Genomic DNA, 20417 nt, shown 5'->3' on the forward strand with positions numbered 1-20417 from the left:
TCCCTCACGCCTGTTCCACCGCGGCGGTCGCCGCCTCCAGCGCGGCCGTGACGGCGGCGGCCTGCTCGGCGCTGAGCGGACCGCGGGCGAGCCGCATCTGCAGGGCGAGCTTCAGACCCTCCTGAGCGCGCACCACCGAGGGCGGCGGACCGTCGCCCCGGGCGGCCTCGGCCTCCGCCATCCGGGCGAGGATCGCGTCGAGGACCGGGCGGTTGCCGTCCAGGACGGACTGCCCCTCCGGCGTGATCGTGTGCAACCGCTTGGTGCCCTCCCCGGGGGTGACCGTGACGTGCCCGAGTTCCTCCAGGAGGGTGAGCGTCGGGTAGACCGTCCCGGGGCTCGGGCTGTAGGCGCCCCCGACCCGCTCCTCGATCGCCTTGATGATCTCGTAGCCGTGGCGCGGCTTCTCGGCGATCAGGTGCAGGATGACGAGGCGCAGGTCGCCGTGGGCGAAGAAGCGCGCGAGGTCGCCCCGGCCGCCCCGGCCGAACATCCGGCGCTCCCCGGGTCCGCGACCGTGGTGGCCGTGCGGACCGTGCCGCCCGCGGGGATCGGCCCCCATCGGGCCGCGATGGGCACGGACGCGGAAGGCATCGAAGGGATCGGCGTGCAGGACATCCGGGCGGTGTGGGTGCATGATTTTCGACTCGATTTCGATATGTCTAAATATAAGATATATCGAAAACCGGATGCCCGCAAGGCGCCTGCCTCCGACCCGCGACGCCGCCATCCTGGGCGGACGGTGCCGGCGACCCACGGTTTACGGATTCCGCCGGTTCCGTTAGTGCGACAGGTGTCCGACAGGATGACCGCTCCCGCGCCGCCTTGCGCCCCCGACGCTGCCCGCCAGCTGCCGCCCATGACCCGATCAGAGCCCCGCGCCTCGACCGCGCCCGCCCGGCGGGCGGCCGATGGATGCCGCGCCTCGTGACGGCCCGCGGCGAACGCCCCTCCGCAGAGTCCTGAGATGCGCCGCGGCTCCGACGGGACCGGCCGGACCTCGGCCCTGACGCGGATGCGGCGCCGCCTCGGCCGGCTGCGCGATCCGCTGGCCAAGCCGGCGGCGCTGCACCGCCGCTGGGCCGGTGCGGCGACCGGTGCGGATCTCGAGGCGCGCCTGATCGGCGCCCTCGCCCCGCATGTCGACGCGGCCTTCTACGCGAGCTGGTACGGGATCACGGCCGATCCGGTGCGCGACTACCTCGTCCACGGCTGGCGCGAGGGCCGCGACCCGCGCCCCGACTTCGACTCCGCCGCCTACCTCGCCGACCGCCCCTACCTCGCCCGGGCCGGCATCAACCCGTTCCTGCACGCCCTCACGCGCCGGCGCGCCCGGGCCGGCGGCGAGGGTGGCGGCGCGGGCGGGGCGGCCGGCGCGCCCCTGCCCAAGCCCGACACGGCCCAGGCCGAGCGCCTCGCCCGCCGCCTCGTGGACGGGGCCTTCTACCTGGCCAACAACCCCGACCTCGCCGCCGCCGGCGTCGATCCGGTCGACCACTACATGGCCTCCGGCTGGCGCGAGGGCCGCGAGCCGGCACCGCAGTTCGACACCCTGGCCTACTGCCTCACCCGCGGCCTCACCTTCGCCACCCAGAACCCGCTGGTGCACTACGTCCGCAACGGCGGACCCGCCCGGCCCGACCCGGACGCGGCGCTGGCCCTGCGGATGGAGACCCTCGCCCCCTACTTCGACGCCGCCCATTACCGGCAGCGCCTGCCCGGCCCCCTGGCCGAGGCGCTGGCCGGGGCCTCGGACGCCGCGCTGCTGCGCCATTACGTGGCGGAGGGCTGGCGGGCGCGGGTCAGCCCGCGGCCGGATTTCGACCCGGCCGGCTTCGTGCAGGCCCGCGCGGGCAGCCGGGCGGTCGGCGACGACCCGTTCTTCCGCTACGTCGCCGAGACCCGGCTGTCCGGGGGCGCGCCGTTCGCCGAGCCGCACCGGCTGAACCTGCCGGCGGTGGATGCGGACTGGTACCGGGCGACCTACCCGGACGTGGGCGGGCGGGAGCCGTACCTGCACTTCGCCGAGGCGGGCTGGCGGGAGCTGCGCGACCCGGGGCCCGGGCGCTCGACGCTGGCCGCGCTGCTGGGCGTCTGCGGCCTGCGCCCGGCGCGGGCGCCGATCGCCGATACGGGCTGGCTGGGGGCGATCGGGCAGGCGGCCTGCGACCGGGACGGGCTCCTGGACCTGCAGGCGCGGCTGGTGGCGGGGCATTTCGACCACGGCTTCTACCGGGCGCGCTACGGGCTGTCCGAGGCGGACGACGCCGTACGCGACTATTGCGACACCGGCTGGCGGAACGGCCGCAACCCCAGGGCGGATTTCGACGGACAGGCCTATTGCGACGCGCATCCCGGGGTGCGCGAGACCGGGGTGGCGCCCCTCGTTCACGTCCTCGCCACGGCCCTCCTGCACGGCGCCGACATCTCGGCCGGTGCCTTCCACCCCCGCTACGGCACGCCGGATTCGCGGGCGGCGGCGCTGGCCGACGAGGCCCGCCTGATCGCGCCGTTCTTCGACGCCGCCTTCTACGCCAAGCGCAACCCCGACGCCGCCGACGCCCCCGGCGGACCGCTCGCTCATTTCGTCGCCTACGGCCAGCACGAGGGGCGCGATCCGAGCGCGACCTTCTCCATCGCGTTCTACAGGGAGACCTACGGCCATCTCCTGGGTGCGGGGGAGTCGCCGTTCCTGCACTACGTGCGCACGGGCCGGGCCGCCGGGCTGATGGCCGCCCCCGAGGATCTCGGCGCCTACCCGCCGATGGAGGCCCCCGCGCCCGACGCATGGGACCGCCTGCCCCAGGCCCTGCCCATCGACCAGGCCCGGGTCGTCGTGATCGTCCCGGTCTACAAGGGCCGCGGCGAGACCCTGCGCGCCCTCCACGCCTGCCTGTCCCAGCCCCAGGCCACGCCCTTCACCCTGCTCGCCGTCAACGACCGCTCCCCCGACCCGGAGCTCACCGCAGACCTCGCCCGGCTCGCCGGCCGCGGCCTGTTCCACCTCGTCGAGAACGAACGCAACCTCGGCTTCGTCCGCTCGGTCAACCGCGCCCTCGGCCTGCGCCAGGGCCGCGCCGTCGTCCTGCTCAATTCCGACGCGCAGGTCTTCGGCGACTGGCTCGACCGGCTCGTCGCCCACGCAGACCCCAAGGTCGAACCCGAGGTCGAAGCCGAGGCCGCCCCCAGGGCCGAAGCCGGGGCCGAAGCCGGGGCGGGGCTGCGCGTGGGCAGCGTCACGCCGCTGTCCAACAACGCCACGATCTGCTCCTACCCGCGCTTCAACGCCAACAACACCATGCCGCTGGAGATCGACCGCGCCGATCTCGACCGCATGGCCGCGCAGGTCAACCGCGGCCACGCCGTGCCCGTGCCCACCGGCGTCGGCTTCTGCATGTACATGACCGCCGCCGCGCTCGACGCCGTCGGCACCCTCGACGCCGAGGCCTTCGGCAAGGGCTACGGCGAGGAGAACGACTGGTGCCTGCGCGCCATCAAGGCGGGCTTCGTCAACCTGCTCGCCGAGGACGTGTTCGTCTACCATGCCGGCCAGATCTCGTTCGGGCTCGACGAGGGCGGCGAGTACGTCCAGGGCCAGGCGGCCCTGCTGGCCAAGCACCCCGACTACCCGGCCCGGGTCGGCCAGTTCGTCCAGGCCGATCCCGGCCGGCGCGGGCGGGCGCGGCTCGACCGGGCGCGGCTGGCCCGGCACTTCGCCGGCCGGGCGCTCCTGTACGTGACCCATTCCTGGGGCGGGGGCATCCAGCGGCACATCGACGACATGGTCGCCCAGGCCCGGGCCGAGGGCCTGAGCGTCGTGCTGCTGCAGATCGACCGGACCCGCAACCTCGAGGTCCACGTCGCCTACCGCAGCCCCGAATTCCTGTACCTGCCCAACCTCGACAGCCTGTACCTGCCGCGGGACGCGGACGAACTCGGCGGCTTCATCGCAGAGCTGGCGCCGGTCCTGATCCACGTGCACTCGCTGGCGGGGCTGCGCTGGGCGGCGGCGCGGGCGCTGATGGATCGGATGGCGGGGTCGGGCCGGCCCTACGCCTGGACGCTGCACGACTACTCGCCGGTGTGCCACCGCAACCACCTCGTGCAGCCGGACGGGCGCTATTGCGGGCTGGCGCCGGTCAGCGCGTGCCGGGCCTGTCTGGCTTCGGACGCGGACGGGTTCGAGGAGCCGGATCCGGGCGAGCGGCGGGCGGCGTTCGGGGCGTTCCTGGCGGGGGCTTCGCGGGTGTTCGCGCCGTCCGCCGACACGGCGGGCCGGATCCGAGACGTGTACCCGGATCTCGCGGTCACGGTCCGGCCGCATGTCGAGCCGGAGCGCAGCGTGCGCTCCACCGCCCTGCAGCGGCCCGGACGCGTCCGCCGCGTCGCGGTGCTCGGCGCGATCAGCGCCACGAAGGGCGGGCTGTTCCTGCAGGCGCTGGCCACCGACGCGCAGGATCGGAAGCTGCCTTTGCGCTTCTCGATCGTGGGCTTCTCCGACCCGGCCCTGGCCGTCGGCCTGGAGCAGGTCGGGGTCGCCCAGACCGGGCGCTACGCCGGCGACCACGAGGCCCTGGACCTGGTCTGGCGGGTCTCGGCCGACCTGGTCCTGTTGCCGGCGATCTGGCCGGAGACCTACTCGTACGCGCTGACGCTGGCGCTGCGCACCGGCCTGCCGGTGGCGGCCTTCGACCTCGGCGCACCGGCCGAGCGGCTGCGCGCCTATCCGAACGGCCACCTGATGCCCTGCGCCCTCGTCACCGACCCGGCCGCCTTCAACGACCGGCTGCTCGCCCTCGACGTCTCGGATGCGGGGCGATTCTCCGGACCGATCCGGGCCGCCGTCTACGGCGACCTGCTGCACGATTATTATGGCCTGGACCCGGCACCGGCCGGGTCGGAACGCCGCCGCATCGACGAGGACGCCGCATGATCTCCGTCAACGAGGACATGAAGCAGGAGATGCTGCGGCGCGGCATCTCGGTGCTGCATCCGGCTCCGTTCGGACTGCCGGAGGACTGCACCTTCGAGCCACCGTGCAGCATCAAGTGGATGGGCATCGATTACTGCCTCACCATGGGAGCCTTCTCGTACGCGGTGAGCGGCTACTATTTCGGCGCGGACATCGCCCGCTACTGCTCGATCGGCGAGAGCGTCCAGGTCGGGCGCGGCAGCCACCCGGTCCATTGCGGCTCGACCTCGCCGCTGTTCTACACGCACCACTCGGCGGTGTTCGACCGCCTGGACCCGCGGGCGGAGGATTACGAGATCTGCGGCCCCTATCTGTGGCCCAAGCGCGTGCGCATCGGCAACGACGTCTATATCGGCCACGGCGCCTTCCTGATGCCCGACATCACGATCGGCGACGGGGCGATCATCGGCGCCATGGCGGTGGTGACCAAGGACGTGCCGCCCTACGCGATCGTGGCCGGCAGCCCGGCCCGGATCGTGAAGATGCGCTTCCCCGACGCGCTGATCGAGCGCTACCTGAAGGTGCAGTGGTGGCGCTACGCCTTCTGGGACCTGCGCCAGTGCTCGATCACCGACCCGGAGAAATTCCTCGACGCCGTGGAGGAGCGGATCGCCGGCGGGATGCAGGAATACCGGCCGGACCTGATCCCGATCCAGTCGCTGCTGCCGGGCGCCTGAGGTCCGGGGCGCCGCGACGGCCCGTTCGCTCCGGCCGATCGGCAGAGAGCCCGGGGCACGGTACGCTCACCCCGCCAGCACCCGGGCGGCCGCGTCCCCGAGCGCCCGCACCCCGAGGGCGAGGTCGGCGTCGCTCGTATCCTCCGCCCAATGGTGGCTGATGCCGCCGATCGAGGGCACGAACAGCATCGCGGCCGGCAGGATCCGGGCGACGTTCTGCGCGTCGTGTCCGGCCCCCGAGGGCATCACCTGCCATCCGCCGGGGCAGACCCGCTCGGCGGCCTCCGAGAGGGCGCGCATCAGGTCCGGGTCGCAAGGGGCGGGGATCGCCTTGGAGAGGGCCGTCAGCGTCGCCGGGCAGCGCTCGCGCCGGTTCGATTCGCGCACCAGCGCCTCCAGGCAGGCCTCCATCCGCTCCAGCACCGGCATCGCCACGTCGCGGAACTGGAAGAACACCTCCGCCCGGCCCGGGATGATGCTGAAGCCGCCGGGATCCAGGGTGATCCGCCCGGTGGTCCAGGTGCTGCGCGGGCCGCAGACCTTCGGAAACGCCCGGTCGATCGCCGCCAGGAACCGCACCGCCGAGAGGCCCGCGTCCCGGCGCTCCGCCATGGTGGTGCCGCCGGCATGGTCCTGGTTGCCCTCGAACACGATCCGGAACTGCCAGATCGCCACGATGCCGCTCACCACGCCGAGATGCAGGCCGGCGGATTCGAGCTGCGTGCCCTGCTCGATATGCATCTCCAGGAAGCCGCGGTAGCGGCCCGGATCGAGCCGCATCCGGGGCAGGCCGGCCAGGCCCGCGGCTTCGAGCGCCGCGCGCAGGGGGGTGCCGTCGGTGCGGTTGCGGGCTTCGTCGATCTCGGCCTCGGTCAGGTCGCCGATCGCCGAGCGGCTGCCCAGGAAACCGCCGGAGAAATGCCCCTCCTCGTCCGCGAAGGCGACGACGTCGACGGGCAGGCCGGCTCGGGCCAGCGCCACCCCGGCCACGACCCCCAGCGCCCCGTCGAGCCAGCCGGCCTCGTTCTGGGTCTCGATATGGCTGCCGACCAAGAGATGCGGGCCGGGGCCGCGGTGGCGCCCCAGCACGTTGCCGATCCCGTCGATGGAGGCCGCGAGCCCGCAGGCCTCCAACTTGGCCATCAGCCAGCGGCGGGATTCCATGTCCTCGGGCGAGAAGGTCGGCCGGTGGACGCCGGTGCGGAACCGGCCGATCTCGCGCAGGGCGTACAGGTCGGCCAGGAAGGCGCGGGTGTCGATCTCGATCATGCGGGGCCCGGATGCTGGAGGGCGCCCCCCTGCAAGCCGCATGCGCCTTCCTATTCCGCCGCCGCAGGTCTCCAGTCCGCCGGCTGCGTCCCCGCCATCCAGGCGGCGAGGTCGGTCCGGGCCCGGTCGGTGAGCGCGCGCTTCTTCAGCGCGGCCTTCTCGGGCCCGCGCAGGCGCCGGCCGGTCTCGTTGCGGGGGGCCTGCGCGAGCGGCGGGAACAGGCCGAAATTGACGTTCATCGGCTGGAACGAGCGCGGGGCGTTGGCCTCGCCGTCCGCCGCGACGTGGCCGCCGGTGATGTGGGCGATGAGCGCGCCGAGGGCCGTCGTCTGGGGCAGGGGGGCGAGGGGCCGGCCGGCCGCCTCGGCGACGGCGAAGCGGCCGGCCATCAGCCCGACCGCGGCACTCTCCACGTAGCCCTCGCAGCCGGTGATCTGGCCGGCGAAGCGCAAGGCGGGCCGGGCCTTCAGCCGGAGGGTGGCGTCGAGGAGGCGCGGGCTGTCGAGATAGGTGTTGCGGTGCAGGCCCCCGAGGCGGGCGAACTCGGCCCGCTCCAGGCCGGGGATCGTGCGGAAGATCCGGACCTGCTCGGCATAGGTCAGCTTCGTCTGGAAGCCGACCATGTTGTAGAGGGTGCCCAGCGCGTTGTCCTGGCGCAGTTGCACGATCGCGCAGGGCTTGACCAGCGGGTCCCGCGGGTTGGTGAGCCCCACGGGCTTCATCGGGCCGTGGCGCAGGGTCTCGGGCCCGCGCTCGGCCATCACTTCGACGGGCAGGCAGCCGTCGAAATAGGGCGTGCCCTCCCATTGCTTGAACCCGATCTTCTCGCCCGCCACGAGGGCGGCCACGAAGGCGTCGTACTGCTCCCGGTTCATCGGGCAGTTGAGATAGTCGGCCCCCGTGCCGCCCGGCCCCGGCTTGTCGTAGCGGGACTGGAACCACGCCACCTCCATGTCGATCGAGTCGCGGTGGACGATGGGCGCGATGGCGTCGAAGAAGGCGAGGGATTCGGCCCCGGTGAGCCCCCGGATCCCCTCGGCGAGGGCGGGTGCGGTGAGCGGGCCGGTGGCGACGATGCAGGGGCCCCACGCCTCCGGCGGCAGCCCCTCGACCTCCCCGCGGACCAGGGTCACGTTGGGGTGCTGCTCCAGGGTCCGGGTCACCGCCGCGGAGAACCCCTCCCGGTCGACCGCCAGCGCCCCGCCCGCCGGCACTTGGTTGGCGTCGGCCGCCCGCATGATCAGCGAGCCGAGCGTGCGCATCTCCTGATGCAGCAGCCCGACCGCGTTGCCCTCCGGGTCGTCCGACCGGAAGGAATTCGAGCAGACGAGCTCGGCGAGCCCGTCGGTCTGATGGGCCTCGGTGCCGCGCACGGGGCGCATCTCGTGGAGCACGGCGCGATGGCCGGCCTCGGCCACCTGCCAGGCGGCCTCGGATCCGGCGAGGCCGCCGCCGACGATATGGATGGTCTGTGTCATGCCTGAAAATAGCGAAGGACCGCCGCCCGGATCAACGGGCAACGGTCCTTCACGGCGTTCGGCTCGGACGCTGGGATCAAACGCTGGGATCAGACGCGGGCGACGCCGCGGATCTCGCTGCGGTTGATGCCGAGATCGGCCAGGTCGCGGTCCGACAGGCGGGACAGCTGGGAAACGGTGTCGCGGTACCGGAGATAGGCGCGGACGCGGCTCAGGACGCTACGGGCGGCGGACATGGTGTGCTGTGACCTCTGTTCGAGCAGACGACGGCGCCTCATTGCGCATCGCTGCCTCTTGTTGGTGCAACGCACATATAATCCCGCCGCAGCGCAGCAGGAGTCGCAAGGTCAAGCATCAGACCTGCGGAAAGTGCATACCGGGCTTAAGAAACCGGCAAGGTTTCCAAATGGTCATTCTTTGTGCGCATGCAGGCCCCGGAAAGCCTCCCGCAACGCGCGACGGGCGCCCCGCCGGTCGGCGGGACGCCCGTCATGCCGTTCGAATCGCCCGGCGCGAGGCTCAGTAGAACGGGCGCGGCCCGTAGAAGCCGTAGGGCCGGTAGAACGGCCGCGGCCGGTAATAGCCACCGTAGCCACCATAGTAGATCGGCCGCCGCCAGTATCCGTAGGGCCGGGGCCCCCAGTTCGGCCGGCAGATGCCCCAGGGATTCGGGTGGAAGCCGGGGCCGCAGCCCCCGGCCGCCTCGGCGGTACCCGCGAGCCCGAGGCCGCCGGCGATCGCGGCGGCCATCACGAGCGCCTTCGCGCGCGGTGCGCTCAGAACCGTCATGACTGGATCTCCTCAACGCTTCCGGCGGATCGGGAGCCGGTCGTGGCAGATTCGACGCCGCCACCTGAACAGTCGCTGAGCCGTAAGTTGTGCCCGGTACAGGCCCAAGACGGCACCCAAGACGGCACCCACGACGGCACCCGCGGCGACGCCGCCCGGAGCGCGACGGCTGCGCGCTCCGGGCGGCGTCAGTGCAGCGAGGGCGTGCGCAGGAACCGTTCCCGGTCTCCGGAGACGAGGGCGAGCTTCACGCCGCGCCCCTCGCGGCGGACCGTGAGGGGCACCCGCACCCCGGCCTCGCCGAGCGCCCAGACGCTGCGGAACAGGGCGGCGAGATCGGCCACCGGCTCGCCGGCCACCGCCTCGATCACGTCGCCGGCCTGGAGGCCGCCGGTCTCGGCCGGACCGTTGTCGGCGAGACCCATCACGACGATGCCCTCCTCGCTCTCGGTGGCGTAGAGGCCGAGCCAGGGGCGCGGCGGCCGGTTGGCCCGCCCGCGCGTGGCGAGGTCCTCGAGGATCGGCGTCAGCAGGTCGATGGGCACCACCATGTTGATCGGCCGCGCCGCGCCGGCGCCGCCCTGCTGCAGCTGCAGCGAGCCGATGCCGAGCAGGTCGCCCTGGGGACCGATCAGCGCGGTGCCGCCCCAATGCGGGTGCGCGGGGGCGGTGAACAGCGCCTCGTCGAGGACGTATTCCCAGTAGCCGGCGAATTCCTGCCGGGCCACGACCTCGACGGCGACGCAGCGCTGGCGCCCGCCCGCCCCCGCCAGCACGGCCCGGTCGCCGGTCTTCAGCCCGGCCGAGCGGCCGAGCGGGAGGGCCGGCACGCCGAGATCGCCGAGCGCCTGGACCAGGCCGAAGCCCGTGGCGGCGTCGAAGCCGAGGACGTGGCCGGGCACCGAGCGGCCGTCCCGGGTGGTGAGCCAGACGCTCTCGGCCTCGGTGACGAGGTAGCCGATGGTGAGCACGAGACCGTCCTCGCGGATCACCACGCCGTTGCCGGCGCGCTCGGTGCCGAGCGTCTCGGCGGTGAACGCGCTCTCCGGGATCCGCGCCGACAGGGCCAGCACGGCCGAGAGCGCCCGGTCGAGGTCGTAGCCGTAATCCGCGGGCCTGGGCTGGGCCTGCGCGGGGATCTTCCACTCGCCCTGCGTCGCCATGACTTTCCTTCGGCTCGTCCGCCTGCGCTCCGGTCGGCGCCGGAGCCGCGCCATCGGCACACCATAGGATGTCAGCGCCGCCCGCGTCACCCGCGGTCGGTTGCGACCCATGGAACGGGCCCGTTCGGGGCGGCCCGCGGCGGGGCCGGCACAACAAAAAACCGCCCGGCGGTGCCGGGCGGCGCGCCGTCCCGGAGGACGGCCTGTCGGAGATCCGGGCGTCCCCGCCGCGCGGCGGCGGGGAGCCCGGTGTCTCGGGTTGGTCTCAGTACTTGCGGACCAGGGCCGCCGGGACCGGCGAGGCGGCCGGGGCCGGCGAGTAGAGCGGCACGATGAACCGGATCCAGCCGTCGGTGGAGTAGTTGTCGCGGGTGCGGCCGAAGGCGTTGGTGTACTGCGCGCCGGTCACGACGTCGCGGGCGACGTAGGCCTGGACGGTGAAGATCTTGAAGTCGTAGCCGACGAGGCCGCCGATGGCGAAGCGGCCGCGGTTGCCGGCCGCCGCGCTGGCCTGGCTGATGTCGAAGTTGTAGGTGCCGTAGGCGATCGGGCCGATCTCGAAGTTGCCGAACTTCTTCGTCGCGGTGAGGTCGAAGTTCAGGGCGTCCGAGAGGCGGATCGGGCCGATGGCGGCGCCGACCTGGCCGGGGAAGCGGCCGGGCGAGTCGTAGATGTTGGCGGTCAGGTTGGCGGTGATGTTCCAGCCGTCACCGGTGTAGCTGCCGGCGATGCCGAAGCGGTAGGTGTTGGAGGAGAGCTGCGGCAGGACCGGGGTGGCCGTCGTGCCGTTCGCGGTGATGATCGAGCCGCGGTCGCCGTTCAGGTCGTTCAGGTAGGCGCCGCCGAGCAAGCTGACGCCGAAGTTGTTGCCGAGGTCGAAGGCCCAGATGCCGCCGACGAAGGTGCCGACGTTGATCGAGATGTCCTTGTTGCGCACGCCCGCCGGGTTGCGGGTGAAGGCGAACACGGTCGGGGGCGCCACGAGCAGCTCGACGCGGCCGCCGAACGGCACGAACGGGGTCGACCAGACCAGGACCGGGATGTTGACGGCCGTGTCGGGCGAGTTTGGCGCGTCGGTGCGGCGGTAGGTGAACGTGTTGATCGCGTAGAGGCCTTCCGGCAGCGGCGCGCCGACGGCGAGGCCGACCTGCTCGCCGGGAACCGTGGTGGTCTGCGCCTGGGCGATCGTCGAGGTCATGCCGACCGTGAGCGCGACCGCGCCGGCCGCGAGCCAGTTCTTCATCATTTTCTCATTCCTTCCCAAGGTCCCACGGCTTCCGTCCCGCATTCGGCACTTCCTTGCCGGTCTGCTCGCCAATCGCGGCTGCCGGCTTCGGACCTACCGAGCGCCCCCACGGAGCCTGCCCGTCTCAACGTCTGCGACTATTCTACAGAGACCTGCGGAAAGACAGTGGAATGCTCGCCGAAACGCCACAACCGGCTGAACCGTTGCGCAAAAGCCGCATTTTTGCGGCGATGCAACACTGTCCACAGACCCTGCCCAAACGGGGGGTCCGGCAAAATATCGTTGAATGGTCAAGCTGTTGTCGCGCCGGGGCACGGGAGAATCCGGCAAGGCCGGGGAGGTGATCGGGCAGGCCGCCGGGCGGGCCGCCCGGCCGGGATCCGGACCGGAATCCGGCTTCGAACCGGCCCGCGGCTGGCCCGAACCGGCGCCCCGCGGCTCGAATCACCGCCCGGCCGGGCGGATATGCGGACGGCACCCGGCAGAAACTGCCGCGCCGGCCTGCGATCGGGCCGGTCCGAACCGCCTGCCTCGTCCCGTCGGGCTCGCGGATTCGCGCGTCCCCGGAGGGGCCGATCCTCCGGGGCCGCGCGTCCCGCCCGTCCCGTGTGGGGGAGGGCCCGCGGCCGGCCCTGTCGCCGGTGCGTCCGACGCCGCCGCTTACCCGGAAGGTTTGGCCCGGAAGGTTTGGCGCGCTACTCGGCGGCGCGGCCTCGGCGCGCGGGCGCCGCGGGGCGCCGCTCCAGCACCTCGCGCAGGAACCGGCCGGTATGGCTGGCCTTGGAGCGGGCGATCTCTTCCGGCGTGCCCTGCGCCACGACCCGGCCGCCGCCGTCGCCGCCCTCGGGACCCATGTCGATCACCCAGTCGGCGGTCTTGATCACTTCGAGGTTGTGCTCGATCACCACCACGGTGTTGCCCTGGTCCACCAGCTCGTGGAGCACCTCCATGAGCTTGGCGACGTCGTGGAAGTGCAGGCCGGTGGTCGGCTCGTCGAGGATGTAGAGGGTGCGCCCCGTGGCGCGCTTCGACAGCTCCTTGGAGAGCTTCACGCGCTGCGCCTCGCCCCCCGACAGGGTCGTGGCCTGCTGGCCGACATGGACGTAGTGCAGGCCGACCCGCTTCAGGGTCTCGAGCTTGTCGCGGATCGCCGGCACCGCCTTGAACAGCTCGGCCGCCTCCTCGACGGTGGAATCGAGCACGTCGGCGATGGACTTGGCCCGGTACTTCACCTCCAGGGTCTCGCGGTCGTAGCGCTTGCCCTTGCAGACGTCGCAGGTGACGTAGACGTCCGGCAGGAAGTGCATCTCGATCTTGATGACGCCGTCGCCCGAGCAGGCCTCGCAGCGGCCGCCCTTGACGTTGAACGAGAAGCGGCCGGGCTGGTAGCCCCGCGCCTTGGCCTCCGGCAGGCCCGCGAACCAGTCGCGGATTGGCGTGAAGGCGCCGATATAGGTGGCGGGGTTCGAGCGCGGGGTGCGGCCGATCGGCGACTGGTCGATGTCGATGACCTTGTCGAGGTGCTCCAGCCCCTCCAGCCGCCCGTAGGGGGCCGGGTGCTCCAGGGCGCCGTTCAGCTTCTTGGCGATCGCCTTGTAGAGGGTGTCGATCACCAGGGTGGACTTGCCGCCGCCCGAGACGCCGGTGATGCAGGTGAAGGTGCCGAGCGGGATCTCGACATCGACATCCTTCAGATTGTTGCCCCGGGCGCCGAACAGGCCGAGCTTGCCCTTGCGGCCTTTTCGGCGCGCGGTGGGCGTCCGGACTGACATCTCGCCCGTGAGGTATTTCGCGGTGAGCGAGGCCGGGTTGGCCAGGACCTCGGCGGGGGTGCCCTGCGCGATGATCTCGCCGCCATGGATACCGGCGCCCGGGCCGACATCGACCACGTAATCGGCCTGCAGGATCGCGTCCTCGTCATGCTCGACCACGATCACCGAATTGCCGAGGTCGCGCAGGCGCTTGAGCGTACCGAGCAGCCGCTCGTTGTCGCGCTGGTGCAGGCCGATCGACGGCTCGTCCAGCACGTAGAGCACGCCGGTGAGGCCGGAGCCGATCTGCGAGGCCAGCCGGATGCGCTGGCTCTCGCCGCCCGAGAGGGAGCCGGAGCCGCGGGCGAGCGTCAGGTATTCGAGGCCGACATCCACCAGGAAGCTCAGCCGGTCGCGGATCTCCTTCAGGATCCGAACCGCGATCGCGTTCTGCTTCGCCGTCAGCTTCTCCGGCAGCTCCGAGAACCAGCGATGCGCCTCACTGACTGAGAGGGCCGTGACATCGGCAATGTCGGCCATGGCGACCTTCACGGCGAGCGCCTCGGGCTTCAGCCGCTTGCCGCCGCAGGCGGCGCAGGGCGTCTCGCTCATGAAGCGCCCGATCTCCTCCCGGACGGCGTCCGAGTCGCTCTCCTTGTAGCGGCGCTCCAGGTTCGGGATCACACCCTCGAAGGGCTTGTTGACCGTGTACTTGCGCAACCCGTCGTCGTAGGCGAAGCGGATCGCCTGCTTGCCCGAGCCGTACAGCACGATGGCACGGGCCGTCTCCGACAGGCTCTGCCACGGGACGCTGGTCTTGAAGCCGAAATGCTCGGCCAGCGCCTCCAGGGTCTGCCCGTAATAGGGCGAGGTCGATTTCGCCCAGGGGCCGACGGCGCCGCGCTTCAGGCTCAAAGCGGGATCGGAGATGACCAGCTCGGGGTCGATCCGCATCTCGTGGCCGATGCCGCTGCAGGTCGGGCAGGCGCCGAACGGGTTGTTGAACGAGAACAGCCGGGGCTCGATCTCCGCGATGGTGAAGCCCGAGACCGGGCAGGCGAAGCGCGACGAGAAGGTGATGGTCCGGGGCGTCTCGCCCTCGGGGGCATCCGCGAACACGACCTCCGCGATGCCATCGGCCAGCTCCAGGGCCGTCTCGAAGGACTCGGCCAGCCGCGAGCCGATATCGGCCCGGACCACGATGCGGTCGACCACCACGTCGATGTCGTGCTTGAACTTCTTGTCGAGCTTGGGCACGTCGTCGATGGCGTAGTATTCGCCGTTCACGCGCAGGCGCTGGAAGCCCTTCTTCTGGTACTCGGCGATTTCCTTGCGGTACTCGCCCTTGCGTCCGCGGACCACGGGGGCCAGCAGGTAGAGCCGGGTCTTCTCCGGCAGTTCCAGCACCCGGTCGACCATCTGCTGGACGGTCTGGCTCTCGATCGGCAGGCCGGTGGCCGGCGAGTAGGGGATGCCGACCCGCGCCCAGAGCAGGCGCATGTAGTCGTAGATCTCGGTGACCGTCCCGACGGTGGAGCGGGGGTTCTTGGAGGTGGTCTTCTGCTCGATGGAGATCGCCGGCGACAGCCCGTCGATCTGGTCGACGTCGGGCTTGGACATCATCTCCAGGAACTGGCGGGCATAGGCCGAGAGCGACTCGACGTAGCGGCGCTGCCCCTCGGCGTAGATCGTGTCGAAGGCCAGCGACGACTTGCCCGAGCCCGACAGCCCGGTGAATACCACGAGCTTGTCCCGGGGGATCGTCAGGTCGACGTTCTTGAGGTTGTGCTCCCGGGCCCCCCGGACCGCGATGACCCGCCGGTCATGGGCGCTCGCCGGCGCGGCGTCGAACAGGGCCGCCAGCTTGGCGTCGATCGCGGCCTCGGCGGCCGCCCCAGGGCGGGCGGGCTTTTCGGACTTCGCGCGGGCCGGCTTGGGCTGCGGGGCCGGGGCGGCGGTGGCGGCTTTCGGGGCCTTGGACGCCGTCTGCGCGGCGGCTGTCGGGGCAGCTTGGGCGGCGCCGGCGCGGCTTGCGGCACGACTTCCAGCTTGGGCTTTGGCCATGAGGGCGGCGGTCTTTCGAGGCGTCGACGCAGTCGGATCGGATCCGGATCGGATTCGCGCGCGGGCCAGCCGCCGCTCCGACACATGTCGAGCCCGAGGGGGCCGACGGCAAGGTGGGGCCGGCGGGACGCAGGTCCGTCATGCGCCGCCCTTGCTAGAACGAAACGCGTACGGCGGCAACCGCTCGGCGAACGAGCCGCCGCCCTTGCGCGCGCGGCAAAGCGTTCCGGCAGCGCCCGAGCGGGCGTCCAACCGGTCGTCCGAGCGGGCGCGCGAGGGCGCCTGCGAGGAACCGGGCAAGTCGCCGACGCATGGGGCCGCCGGTGTCCCATCCTGGCGCGCGGCACGGCGCGCGCGACGACGGCCCGGTGTTGCGCCGCGGGAACCGAGGCCCCACGTCGCCGGGATCCACCCTCGGACTCGACTCCATCGACAGGTGCCGATGCCAGCGCTCGACCTGACCGACCCGGTCGCCCTCGGCGGGGCGGGGGACCGGAATGCGTCCCGCGGACAGAGCGTGTCCACGCGGCTGCTGTTCCTGATCGTGGGCATCGCCAACGCCACCTGGGCGCCCCTGGTGCCGCTGGTGCAGGACCGCGCCGGCCTCGACGCGGCGGGGCTCGGCCTGCTGCTCCTCACCTTCGGCATCGGCTCGATCCTGGCGATGCCGAGCGCCGGGGCGGCGGCTTCGCGGCTCGGTTTCCGGCCGGTCCTGCTCGCCGGCACGCTGGCGATCGGCCTCGCCCTGCCGGTGCTGGCCGTGGGCGATGGGCTCGTGCCGCTCACCCTGGCGCTGGTGCTGTTCGGCGCCGGGATGGGGGCGGTGGACTGCGTCATGAACCTGCAGGCCGTCGTGGTGGAGCGCGCCAGCGGGCGCCCGATGATGTCGGGCTTCCACGGCCTCTACAGTCTCGGCTGCATCCTGGGGGCGCTGATCGCCAGCGGCCTGCTGGCGGCCGGGCTCGGCGCGGGCTGGAGCGTGCTGCTCCTGGTCGCCGGGATCGCGGCCCTGTTCGCGGCCGCCTGGCCCGGGATCCTGCCGGCCGAGCGGGCAGGGGGGAGCGGAGGCCCCGCCTTCGCGCGCCCCCGGGGCGTCGTGCTGGTGCTGGGCCTGCTCTGCTTCGTGGTGTTCCTCACCGAGGGCTCGGCCCTCGACTGGAGCGCGGTGTTCCTGATCCAGCAGCGGGGCCTCGATCCGGCCTGGGCGGCGCTCGGCTACGCGGCCTTCTCGGTGACGATGACGGCGGGGCGCCTTGCCGGCGATCGGGTCGTGGCCCGGCTCGGGCGGCGGCCCGTGGTGGTCTTCGGCGGCCTCCTGGCGGCCGCCGGACTCGCGCTCTCGGTCCTGGTCCCGGCCTGGGAGGCGGCCCTCGCCGGCTACGCCCTGGTCGGGGCGGGCTGCGCCAACATCGTCCCGGTCCTGTTCACGGCGGCCGGCCGCCAGACCGCGATGCCCGCGCGCGTGGCGGTGCCGGCGGTGACGACGCTCGGCTATGCCGGGGTGCTGGCGGGCCCGGCGCTGATCGGCTTCGCCGCGCAGGCTTTGGGCCTGTCCGCCGCGCTCCTGCTCGTGGCGGCCCTGCTCCTCGCCGTGGCGGCGGCCGGGCGGTCCCTGCCGGTGTGAGGCTCACGCCTCGGCGTTGCGCGCCATGAAGGTGGCGGGGCTGCCGTCCTCCGGGTTCACGAAGACGATGTCGGTGGGCGCCCGCCGGGGGGTGTCGATCGCGAGGAACACCACCGGTTCCGCGGGATCGATCTCCGGCATGGCGTGGACCGTGCCCTTCTCGAAGACCAGGAGCTGACCGGGGCCGAATGCGGTCGCGGCGGCCGGGTCGCCCAGCCAGACCGTGCCCCGGCCCGACAGGCAGTAGAGATACTCGTCGCAGGTGGCGTGGTAATGCGGCGGAGTCGGCCGGTAGACCCGGAACACCCGGGCGCTCGCGGCCTCCCGGTCGGTCAGATAGGTGTCGACCAGGAGGGTCTGGGCGCTGCCGGGCAGCGCCGCCGCCAGCGCCGCCACGTCGAAGATGCCGGTCCCCGCCGCGTCCGCCATCGCCTCCGCCTCCGACATCACGTCCTCCTCACTCCGAAAACCGTCGCGCACGATCCTGTCCTCGGCCCGCCCGCTCTCGATCGGCGCCGGGGCACGCCGCGGGCTCGCGGGGTCGATCCCCCCGTCATGCTCACCCAGGGTGGTGCGCAGGCGCCCCGCGTCAACGCGGCGAGACAGCCCGTCGAGGCATGCGCCCCGGCGGCGACGTCCTGCGGGCCGCCCATCCTGCGGGCCGCCCATCGCGCGCCGGGACGGGAACGCCCGGGGCCGCCACAGGCTCCTGCGCTTGCGGAGCCGGAAATCAGCCGCTCCGGGTCGTCGATCGGGGTGACGAGCGGGGTGGCGAGAGCGACGATCCCGGCCCGGGGGGCGGCGGTGGCGGAGACGACGCGGGCCGGGGCGCGGAAGGGCGCAGCTGTCGCCCCCCGCTGGAGAGGACCCAGCGGTTCAGGGCGTTCCGGCGGCGGCGGTCCCGCATGACCCGGCGCAGGGTCACGATCCCGCGCCCCGCAATAGAACCGGGGGAGCGAATTCCCCGGACGGCCTCCGCCGAAGTACCGCCGCTGATGAAAGACGGCCCGCCCCCGCACGGGCGATCCCCGGAACCGATGATCCCCGCGCTGAAGACCTGGCAAACCTGCACACTGACAGCGGCGCCCCGACCGAAACTGCCATCCGATCAGGCAGAGCTGCACCGAATCCGGGCAGGTCAACATAACCAGATCTTTATGACCTGCGGCCAAGCTCCGTTCTGTTCTCCGAGATGTCCTGCCGCCGATGATCCTCCTCTCCTCGCTTCGCGCCCGGATCCTGGTCGTGGCGCTCGCCCCCAGCCTCGCCTTCGCGGGGGCCGCCGGCTGGACGGTGTCCGACCAGTGGGCGCGGCGCGCCGAGATGGACCGGGTGGAGAGCCTCGTCGGCCTCGCCTCGCGGATCAGCGCCTTCGTGCATGAGGCCCAGCGCGAGCGCGGCGCCTCCAGCCTGTTCCTGGGCGCGAAGGGCGCACAGTTCGGGCCCGAACTCGCCGCCCAGCGCGTGCGCACCGACGCGGCGCTCGCAGACCTTCCCGGGGCGATGGCGGCGGCCACGCAGTACGGCCCGGCCTTCGCGGCGCGCGGCGCGGGTTTCGGCCAGGCGCTCGCCGGGCTCGCCGACCAGCGGCGGGCGGTGGACGCCCTGACGGCCGGCGTCCCCCAGGCGGCCGGCTACTACACCGGCCTGATCGGCGAGGGGCTTGGGCTCGTGCGGGCGATGGGCGGGGCGATCGACGAGGCCGGCCTCGCCGCCCGGGCGAACGCCTACGCGGCCTTCCTGGCCATGAAGGAAGCCGCCGGCCAGGAGCGGGCCGCCGCCTCGGCGGTCTTCGCCTCCGGCAACCTGGACCTCGCGGCCGCGCGCCGGCTCGCCACCCTCTCGGCCGAGCAGGCGACCTATGCGGGCCTGTTCCGGGCCGGGGCCGAGGCCGCCCAGACGACCCTGCTCGACGCCGCCGAGGCGACCGAGCCGGCCCGGGCGGTCGCGCGCCTGCGCAGGATCGCCCAGGAAACGATGCCGGGGACGCCGCTCGCCTTCCGCGACGCGCCTTCCTGGTTCGGCCTCGCCACGCAGCGCATCGATGCCCTGAAGGGCGTGGAGGACCGGCTCACCGCCGATCTGGAGGCCGCCGCCGGCGCCCTGCGCGCCCGGGCGGACCGGATGCTGACCCTCTGGATCGCCGGAGGCCTCGCCCTGTTCGCCCTCTCGGCCGGCCTCGCGGTCTGGCTCGGCACGGCGATCGCGCGCCCCCTCGCCCGGATGGCGCAGGTTCTGACCGCGATCGGCCGGGACCAGGGGACGGCCGATCTGGCGATCCCGTCGGGGGGCCCGCGGGAGGTCCGGGCGATCGCCGCCGCCGCGGTCGCCTTCCGCGACAGCGTCGCCGAGCGTCGCGCCGCCCGGGCCGCGCAGGAGCGGCTCGCCGCCGAGGCGAGTGCCGCGCAGCGCGCCGCCGCCCTGGGCCTCGCCGACAGCTTCGAGCGCCAGGTCGGCGGCATCGTCGCGGCCGTCTCGGCGGCCGCCGCCCAGCTGGAGGCCTCCGCGCACGGCATGGCCCGGACCGCGCAGGACACCACGGATCTCAGCCGGACGGTGGCCGGATCCGCCGATTCGGCCGCGCGCTCGGCCGACACGGTGGCGGCGGCCACCGAGGAACTCACCGCCTCGGTCCGGGAGATCGGCGTACAGGTGGGGGCCTCGGCCGACCTCGCCGCCGCCGCGACCCGGGACGCGGACGGGACCGCCAGCGAGGTGCACCGTCTCGCCCAGGCGGCCGGGAGCATCGGGGAGATCGTCGCGATCATCTCGCAGATCGCCGGTCAGACCAACCTGCTGGCGCTCAACGCCACGATCGAGGCCGCCCGCGCCGGCGAGGCGGGCCGCGGCTTCGCGGTGGTCGCCGCCGAGGTCAAGGACCTCGCCACCCAGACCAGCCGGGCCACCGAGGAGATCGCCGCCAAGGTCGCCGAGATCACCGGCTCGACGGAGGCCTCGGTCCGGTCCATCGGCAGCATCACCGAGGTGATTCGCAACCTCGCCCGGATCGGGGCCGAGATCGCCGCCATGGTCGAGGAGCAGGGCGCCGCCACCGCGGAGATCGCCCGGACCACCGCCCAGACCTCGCAGGACACCCGCGGGGTCTCGGGGCACATGGCGGGCGTCGGCGAGGCCGCCGCCGCGGCCAGCCGGGGCTCCGAACAGGTGCTGCGGGCAGCAGGGGACCTGTCCCGCCAAGCGAGCGACCTGCGGGAGGCCGCGGAGGGCTTCCTCACCCGGATCCGGGCGGCTTGAGCCGGGGCTTCCGAAGGGCGCGCCCTCGGACGGGGTGTCGGGGCGGCGCCCCGGCGTCACCGGGCCGTGCCCGACGGCAGGGCACCCCTGCACCCGCGAAGGGTCCCGGCGCCTTCGAATCCGGGATCT

The 20417-nt window shown here is 73.0% G+C and carries 13 protein-coding genes; 4 read left to right on the plus strand and 9 right to left on the minus strand.

What is annotated here, in order from left to right; translation table 11 throughout:
- Nucleotides 1–4: 4 nt before the first annotated feature.
- Nucleotides 5–637 carry a PadR family transcriptional regulator gene (locus PQI07_RS23815; RefSeq protein WP_043379768.1) on the minus strand — a complete coding sequence of 211 codons (633 nt, stop codon included), beginning with the start codon at nt 635–637 and terminating at the stop codon, nt 5–7.
- A gap of 330 nt (nt 638–967) precedes the next feature.
- On the opposite strand from PQI07_RS23815, the gene PQI07_RS23820 reads away from it, so the two are divergent.
- Complete coding sequence (locus PQI07_RS23820) at nt 968–4933, plus strand: glycosyltransferase (protein WP_274927549.1); 3966 nt, start codon at nt 968–970, stop codon at nt 4931–4933.
- Nucleotides 4930–5649, plus strand: a complete 720-nt coding sequence (locus tag PQI07_RS23825; RefSeq protein ID WP_043345613.1) for a CatB-related O-acetyltransferase — start codon at nt 4930–4932, stop codon at nt 5647–5649. Before PQI07_RS23820 ends, PQI07_RS23825 begins: the two co-directional genes overlap by 4 nt.
- A 66-nt stretch (nt 5650–5715) precedes the next feature.
- Here the strand turns inward: PQI07_RS23825 and PQI07_RS23830 are convergent, their stop codons facing one another.
- The 7 genes from PQI07_RS23830 to uvrA form a co-directional block, all read right to left on the minus strand.
- Nucleotides 5716–6918: a Zn-dependent hydrolase gene (locus tag PQI07_RS23830; RefSeq protein WP_274927550.1), complete on the minus strand. Its 1203-nt coding sequence runs from the start codon at nt 6916–6918 to the stop codon at nt 5716–5718.
- 50 nt (nt 6919–6968) lie between these two features.
- A complete protein-coding gene (gene trmFO / locus PQI07_RS23835) occupies nt 6969–8396 on the minus strand; it encodes a methylenetetrahydrofolate--tRNA-(uracil(54)-C(5))-methyltransferase (FADH(2)-oxidizing) TrmFO (protein WP_043345618.1) in 1428 nt (475 codons plus the stop codon).
- Between the two features lie 89 nt (nt 8397–8485).
- The gene (locus PQI07_RS37895; protein WP_012318555.1) at nt 8486–8632 is read right to left on the minus strand and encodes a DUF1127 domain-containing protein; all 147 of its coding nucleotides are present in this window, start codon (nt 8630–8632) and stop codon (nt 8486–8488) included.
- A 283-nt stretch (nt 8633–8915) separates the two neighbouring features.
- Nucleotides 8916–9185, minus strand: a complete 270-nt coding sequence (locus PQI07_RS23840) for a GCG_CRPN prefix-to-repeats domain-containing protein (protein WP_043345620.1) — start codon at nt 9183–9185, stop codon at nt 8916–8918.
- A gap of 188 nt (nt 9186–9373) precedes the next feature.
- Nucleotides 9374–10348 carry a S1C family serine protease gene (locus PQI07_RS23845; RefSeq protein ID WP_043345622.1) on the minus strand — a complete coding sequence of 325 codons (975 nt, stop codon included), beginning with the start codon at nt 10346–10348 and terminating at the stop codon, nt 9374–9376.
- Nucleotides 10349–10613: 265 nt separating this feature from the next.
- Nucleotides 10614–11594: a transporter gene (locus tag PQI07_RS23850; protein WP_043345625.1), complete on the minus strand. Its 981-nt coding sequence runs from the start codon at nt 11592–11594 to the stop codon at nt 10614–10616.
- 695 nt (nt 11595–12289) lie between these two features.
- On the minus strand, nt 12290–15409 hold the full coding sequence (uvrA, locus tag PQI07_RS23855) for an excinuclease ABC subunit UvrA (protein ID WP_179698590.1): 3120 nt from the start codon (nt 15407–15409) through the stop codon (nt 12290–12292).
- 442 nt (nt 15410–15851) lie between these two features.
- Here uvrA and PQI07_RS23860 point away from each other — a divergent pair, with 442 nt between their 5' ends.
- Complete coding sequence (locus PQI07_RS23860; protein WP_274927551.1) at nt 15852–17033, plus strand: MFS transporter; 1182 nt, start codon at nt 15852–15854, stop codon at nt 17031–17033.
- Nucleotides 17034–17036: 3 nt separating this feature from the next.
- Here PQI07_RS23860 and PQI07_RS23865 read toward each other — a convergent pair whose 3' ends face one another.
- Nucleotides 17037–17462, minus strand: a complete 426-nt coding sequence (locus tag PQI07_RS23865) for a cupin domain-containing protein (protein ID WP_043351508.1) — start codon at nt 17460–17462, stop codon at nt 17037–17039.
- A 777-nt stretch (nt 17463–18239) separates the two neighbouring features.
- On the opposite strand from PQI07_RS23865, the gene PQI07_RS23870 reads away from it, so the two are divergent.
- Nucleotides 18240–20288, plus strand: a complete 2049-nt coding sequence (locus PQI07_RS23870; RefSeq protein ID WP_274927552.1) for a methyl-accepting chemotaxis protein — start codon at nt 18240–18242, stop codon at nt 20286–20288.
- Nucleotides 20289–20417 lie beyond the last annotated feature (129 nt).

The sequence above is a fragment of the Methylobacterium sp. 092160098-2 genome (assembly GCF_028920805.1).
Classification (GTDB): domain Bacteria; phylum Pseudomonadota; class Alphaproteobacteria; order Rhizobiales; family Beijerinckiaceae; genus Methylobacterium; species Methylobacterium fujisawaense.

What these genes read in the sequence shown, in the direction of transcription:
- PQI07_RS23815 (WP_043379768.1), bottom strand. Translation starts at nt 637, where the DNA reads ATGCACCCACACCGCCCGGATGTCCTGCACGCCGATCCCTTCGATGCC.
- PQI07_RS23820 (WP_274927549.1), top strand. Translation starts at nt 968, where the DNA reads ATGCGCCGCGGCTCCGACGGGACCGGCCGGACCTCGGCCCTGACGCGG.
- PQI07_RS23825 (WP_043345613.1), top strand. Translation starts at nt 4,930, where the DNA reads ATGATCTCCGTCAACGAGGACATGAAGCAGGAGATGCTGCGGCGCGGC.
- PQI07_RS23830 (WP_274927550.1), bottom strand. Translation starts at nt 6,918, where the DNA reads ATGATCGAGATCGACACCCGCGCCTTCCTGGCCGACCTGTACGCCCTG.
- trmFO (WP_043345618.1), bottom strand. Translation starts at nt 8,396, where the DNA reads ATGACACAGACCATCCATATCGTCGGCGGCGGCCTCGCCGGATCCGAG.
- PQI07_RS37895 (WP_012318555.1), bottom strand. Translation starts at nt 8,632, where the DNA reads ATGTCCGCCGCCCGTAGCGTCCTGAGCCGCGTCCGCGCCTATCTCCGG.
- PQI07_RS23840 (WP_043345620.1), bottom strand. Translation starts at nt 9,185, where the DNA reads ATGACGGTTCTGAGCGCACCGCGCGCGAAGGCGCTCGTGATGGCCGCC.
- PQI07_RS23845 (WP_043345622.1), bottom strand. Translation starts at nt 10,348, where the DNA reads ATGGCGACGCAGGGCGAGTGGAAGATCCCCGCGCAGGCCCAGCCCAGG.
- PQI07_RS23850 (WP_043345625.1), bottom strand. Translation starts at nt 11,594, where the DNA reads ATGATGAAGAACTGGCTCGCGGCCGGCGCGGTCGCGCTCACGGTCGGC.
- uvrA (WP_179698590.1), bottom strand. Translation starts at nt 15,409, where the DNA reads ATGGCCAAAGCCCAAGCTGGAAGTCGTGCCGCAAGCCGCGCCGGCGCC.
- PQI07_RS23860 (WP_274927551.1), top strand. Translation starts at nt 15,852, where the DNA reads ATGCCAGCGCTCGACCTGACCGACCCGGTCGCCCTCGGCGGGGCGGGG.
- PQI07_RS23865 (WP_043351508.1), bottom strand. Translation starts at nt 17,462, where the DNA reads ATGGCGGACGCGGCGGGGACCGGCATCTTCGACGTGGCGGCGCTGGCG.
- PQI07_RS23870 (WP_274927552.1), top strand. Translation starts at nt 18,240, where the DNA reads ATGATCCTCCTCTCCTCGCTTCGCGCCCGGATCCTGGTCGTGGCGCTC.